The organism is Bacteroides coprosuis (assembly GCF_020741705.1).
Lineage (GTDB): Bacteria > Bacteroidota > Bacteroidia > Bacteroidales > Bacteroidaceae > Bacteroides_E > Bacteroides_E coprosuis.
The window spans coordinates 1-3,622 of sequence record NZ_DYYK01000070.1 but is presented as its reverse complement, the minus strand read 5'-3'; the positions used below and the strand labels follow the sequence as shown (position 1 = coordinate 3,622).

General features: G+C 37.3%; 5 protein-coding genes. 2 read left to right on the top strand and 3 right to left on the bottom strand.

The features are described 5' to 3' along the window. The coding region (locus K8V80_RS04100) for an energy transducer TonB (RefSeq protein WP_276775646.1) at positions 1-236 on the top strand (236 nt) is incomplete at its 5' end. Between the two features lie 72 nt (positions 237-308). Here K8V80_RS04100 and K8V80_RS04095 read toward each other — a convergent pair. Beyond that, a complete protein-coding gene (locus K8V80_RS04095) occupies positions 309-890 on the bottom strand; it encodes a YqiA/YcfP family alpha/beta fold hydrolase (protein WP_276775644.1) in 582 nt (193 codons plus the stop codon). 152 nt (positions 891-1,042) lie between these two features. Here K8V80_RS04095 and K8V80_RS04090 point away from each other — a divergent pair, with 152 nt between their 5' ends. Then, positions 1,043-1,801, top strand: a complete 759-nt coding sequence (locus K8V80_RS04090) for a copper resistance protein NlpE (protein ID WP_276775642.1) — start codon at positions 1,043-1,045, stop codon at positions 1,799-1,801. Between the two features lie 66 nt (positions 1,802-1,867). Here the strand turns inward: K8V80_RS04090 and K8V80_RS04085 are convergent, their stop codons facing one another. Both K8V80_RS04085 and K8V80_RS04080 read right to left on the bottom strand, forming a co-directional pair. Next, a complete protein-coding gene (locus K8V80_RS04085; RefSeq protein WP_276775641.1) occupies positions 1,868-2,470 on the bottom strand; it encodes an HD domain-containing protein in 603 nt (200 codons plus the stop codon). Between the two features lie 136 nt (positions 2,471-2,606). Continuing rightward, entirely contained in the window at positions 2,607-3,473 is an 867-nt protein-coding gene (locus K8V80_RS04080) for an endonuclease/exonuclease/phosphatase family protein (protein WP_006744810.1), read from the bottom strand. Positions 3,474-3,622: the final 149 nt, after the last annotated feature.

Genomic DNA, 3,622 nt, shown 5'->3' with positions numbered 1-3,622 from the left:
AGAATTCTATACAAGGGCGTGTTATTGTGGAGTTTATAGTCAATACTGATGGTTCTGTAACTGAACCAAGAATAGTACGTGGTGTTGATTCAGCATTGGACAAAGAAGCTCTTCGCGTTATTTCACTTATGCCCAAATGGAAACCTGGTATGCAAGGAGGGGAAAAGGTACGTGTGAAATTTACTGTCCCTGTATCTTTCCGCTTAAAAGACAAAGAAAAGGTTCCAGCAAAGTAATCCTTAAGACGGTGTATCAGCTTTAGTCTTAATACGAGTTTAAAGAGGTTTCAATGTTTTGGAACCTCTTTTTTATGAACTCATCAGAATGCTTTGGATAAGTGGTACTAAATCTCTTTCAATCACTTCAGGATTTAGCCTATGTTCGCCTTCAAAGAGTACTTTGTGTGGATAGTATCTACTAAATTCTTCTTGGCAATTGACCATTTCATCGTGAGTGCCAAAAAAACCATAAGTGTGCTCTTGGTCGTATGCAGTTACCTTATCAAACTGGTGTTTTTCCATTATTTCATAAGCATCACAGAGCTGAGGAGTGATATCGAAAGTCATTACTCCATCTTTTCGTGGGTTAAAGAAGGGCTGAGTTCCTAAGTTTTTACGCATCAATTGAGATACATGAAAAGCTGGGTTTATTAGAATTTTAGTTTGTCCGTGCAATTGTTGAGTAAACATAGCTCCCATAGAAGTACCCACTACCAGTACGGGCTGAAGTTCTGCAACAAGGTCTGTAAGTAATTGTAAAGCTTGTTGAGGAGGTAGAGGCATATCAGGAGCTACCACTTGATATTGTGGCAGCAGAGCCTGAATATTCTGTGCTGAAGCTGTAGCCCCAGAAGAAGATAAGCCGTGTACGTATATGATTTTATTTTCCATTTCTATTCTTTTTGAATGTATAGTACAAGGTAAGGAATTATGCTCTCATTCCTTATGCAATTGTAAAATGTAACTTTTAATATTACTTCTTTCTTTATAAGGTATATAAAAATATCTTTATATTTGTACCAATAATTAACTCAAACATTAGAATGAAACGAAGTCTATTATTCAGTATTTCAGCATTAGCTCTATCGTTTTTGTTGGGAGCTTGTGGAGAAAAGAAAGAAACAAAACCATTTAAATCTGGCTTTGAAGGGATGTATGTAGGAGAATTACCTTGTGCAGATTGTCCTGGAATTCGTACAAATGCAACTTTTTTATCGGATAGTACTGTAGCCATTACTTCTCTTTATTATGACGGAGATAACACATCAGAAACAGAGTGGGGTACATGGACAGTAGAAGGGAAAATTCTAAAAGCCTTAATGCCTGATGAGATAACGCTATACTATGTTCAATTATCAGATTCTGTTATTATGATGACGGATTCTGTAGGCACTCCATCTGAGAGTCTAGCAGAATACTATCAACTCACGAAAGCTACCCCTTTAGTGTCGGATAGTTTTGCTGGTAAATATGTAATGGGAGATACCCAAGATCCTAAAAGCTATCGTCAGAACTTAATAATAACTCCTATTAATGAGAATGAAGTAAACGTTATTGTTAATAGCGAAGGAGCTGGTAAGGGTTGTGAGTTTTCGGGAAGAGGAAAGTTGGTGAACAATCAAATTGAAGTTTCTCTAAACGAGCAGCATAACAAAATGCAGTCTACTTTAGTGATTCGCCCAAACAATGAGAAAACAGGTCTATTCCTCTTTACTTCCACCTTTGATGATCGTTACGACTTGATGTACTTCTGTGGTGGAGGTGGTTCACTAGCTGGAGATTATATTAAAGTACAAGAATAAAACTGGGATATTAAGCATAAAAAAGGAGGACATCGTCCTCCTTTTTCTATTTCTAGAAGTGAATGATTATTCTTCATTTTCTTTTAAAATACCTTCTTTTACACACTCTTTGAGAAGAGCTTGTGTATATTCCCAGAGTGGAGTAGCCGTATCTTTCATTATTCTTTTACTATCGAGTACCTCATCGTACTTAACATTGTATTCTTCCCAAGTTCCCCCTTGGTTGGATGCATTTTGAAGCATCGGCTCTAGTCGGTCAAGTGTTTTGGCAAAGCGTGCCTCAACACTTTTACCCTCTTCAAACTCTAGCCAGATCGATATAAGTTCTTCAGCTTGGTCGGCAGGGAGTAATCCAAAAATGCGTTTGGCAGCCTCCATTTCCTCAGGTCTGTTATCGTGTTTCTGAGTTTTGTCGAAAAAGAAAACATCTCCTGCATCAATCTCTACTACATCGTGAATCAATACCATCTTAATCACCTTGAGAAGATCAATAGGCTCATTGGAGTGCTCAGCAAGTACCATTGCCATAATGGAGAGGTGCCAACTATGTTCGGCATCATTCTCTGCACGGTCGCTATTAAATAACCGAGTTCTTCTTAAGATGTATTTGATTTTGTCCACCTCGTGAATAAACTGTATCTGTTTATGTAGTCTGTTCAATTGTTCCATGATTCTTATTTTAAGCTTACAAAGATAGACATTTTGCCTCTATTTGGCGATGATTGCTATACTATCCTTACCCTAAAGGGCATAAAAAAAAGCCTCATTGTTGATGAGGCTTTTCTGTATAACAAAACAGAGATTCTTAGTTGAATTCAATATTTGCAACCACAGGGCAGTGGTCTGAAACAAACTGACCCTCATATTTCATAGGGAGTACTTCGTAGCTTTTTACAGTTACAGGAGCACTTACAAAGATATAGTCGATGTATTCACGCTTGTTGATGTCAAGTCTGTCGTAATCGTGAAAAGTCCAATTAGTACCTTTTACTTCTTGAGCCACTTCATGAGTACTCAATAGGTGTCTTTCTTTTTCAGGATTGATGACATTGAAGATAACGTCCGACTCTGGTTCAGCATTAAAATCGCCAGTTAGCACGATAGGAGCATCTTTAGCCAATTTATAAGCACGTTCAAGAAGAAGATTAACACCTTCACGACGAGCTTCTACGCCAACGTGGTCTAGGTGTGTGTTTATAAAGAAAACTTCTCTTAGAGTTTCTTTGTCTTTTAGTAGTACCCAACTAGCTACTCTTTCGCAAGCACCATCCCAGCCTTTAGAACCAGCTACTTCAGGAGTTTCGCTCAACCAAAACGTACCTGAATCAAGGGCATCAAAACGATCTTTTTTGTAAAGCAAACTACTATATTCACCTTCGGTTTTGCCATCAGCACGACCCACACCAACTGCTTCGTATTCAGGAAGAGCAGCTTTAAGATCTTCGAGTTGGTGGTTAAGAACTTCTTGTGTACCAATTAAGTCACAATCTTGAGCTTTAGCCATAGCACCTGCTTGCTCTTTTCGATGTTCCCACGAGTATTCTCCATCATCACTAGTATCTAGTCTGATATTAAAGGTCATAACTTTTAAGTCTAGTTTTGGTTGAGAAGAGTTACATGCAGAAAGTAAACCCATACTTACTGCCATGAGAAGTAATAAATATTTTTTCATAATAATAAAAAATGATTGGATTGATTAAGTTGTTATCCTACAAAGATGCACAAATTTATTCGGAAAAGGTAAAAAACTAAATTTCAATATTTATATGAAGGTCTATTCTTTTAATAAAATAGAGTGAATGTATGTTTTTTCTAAATAGA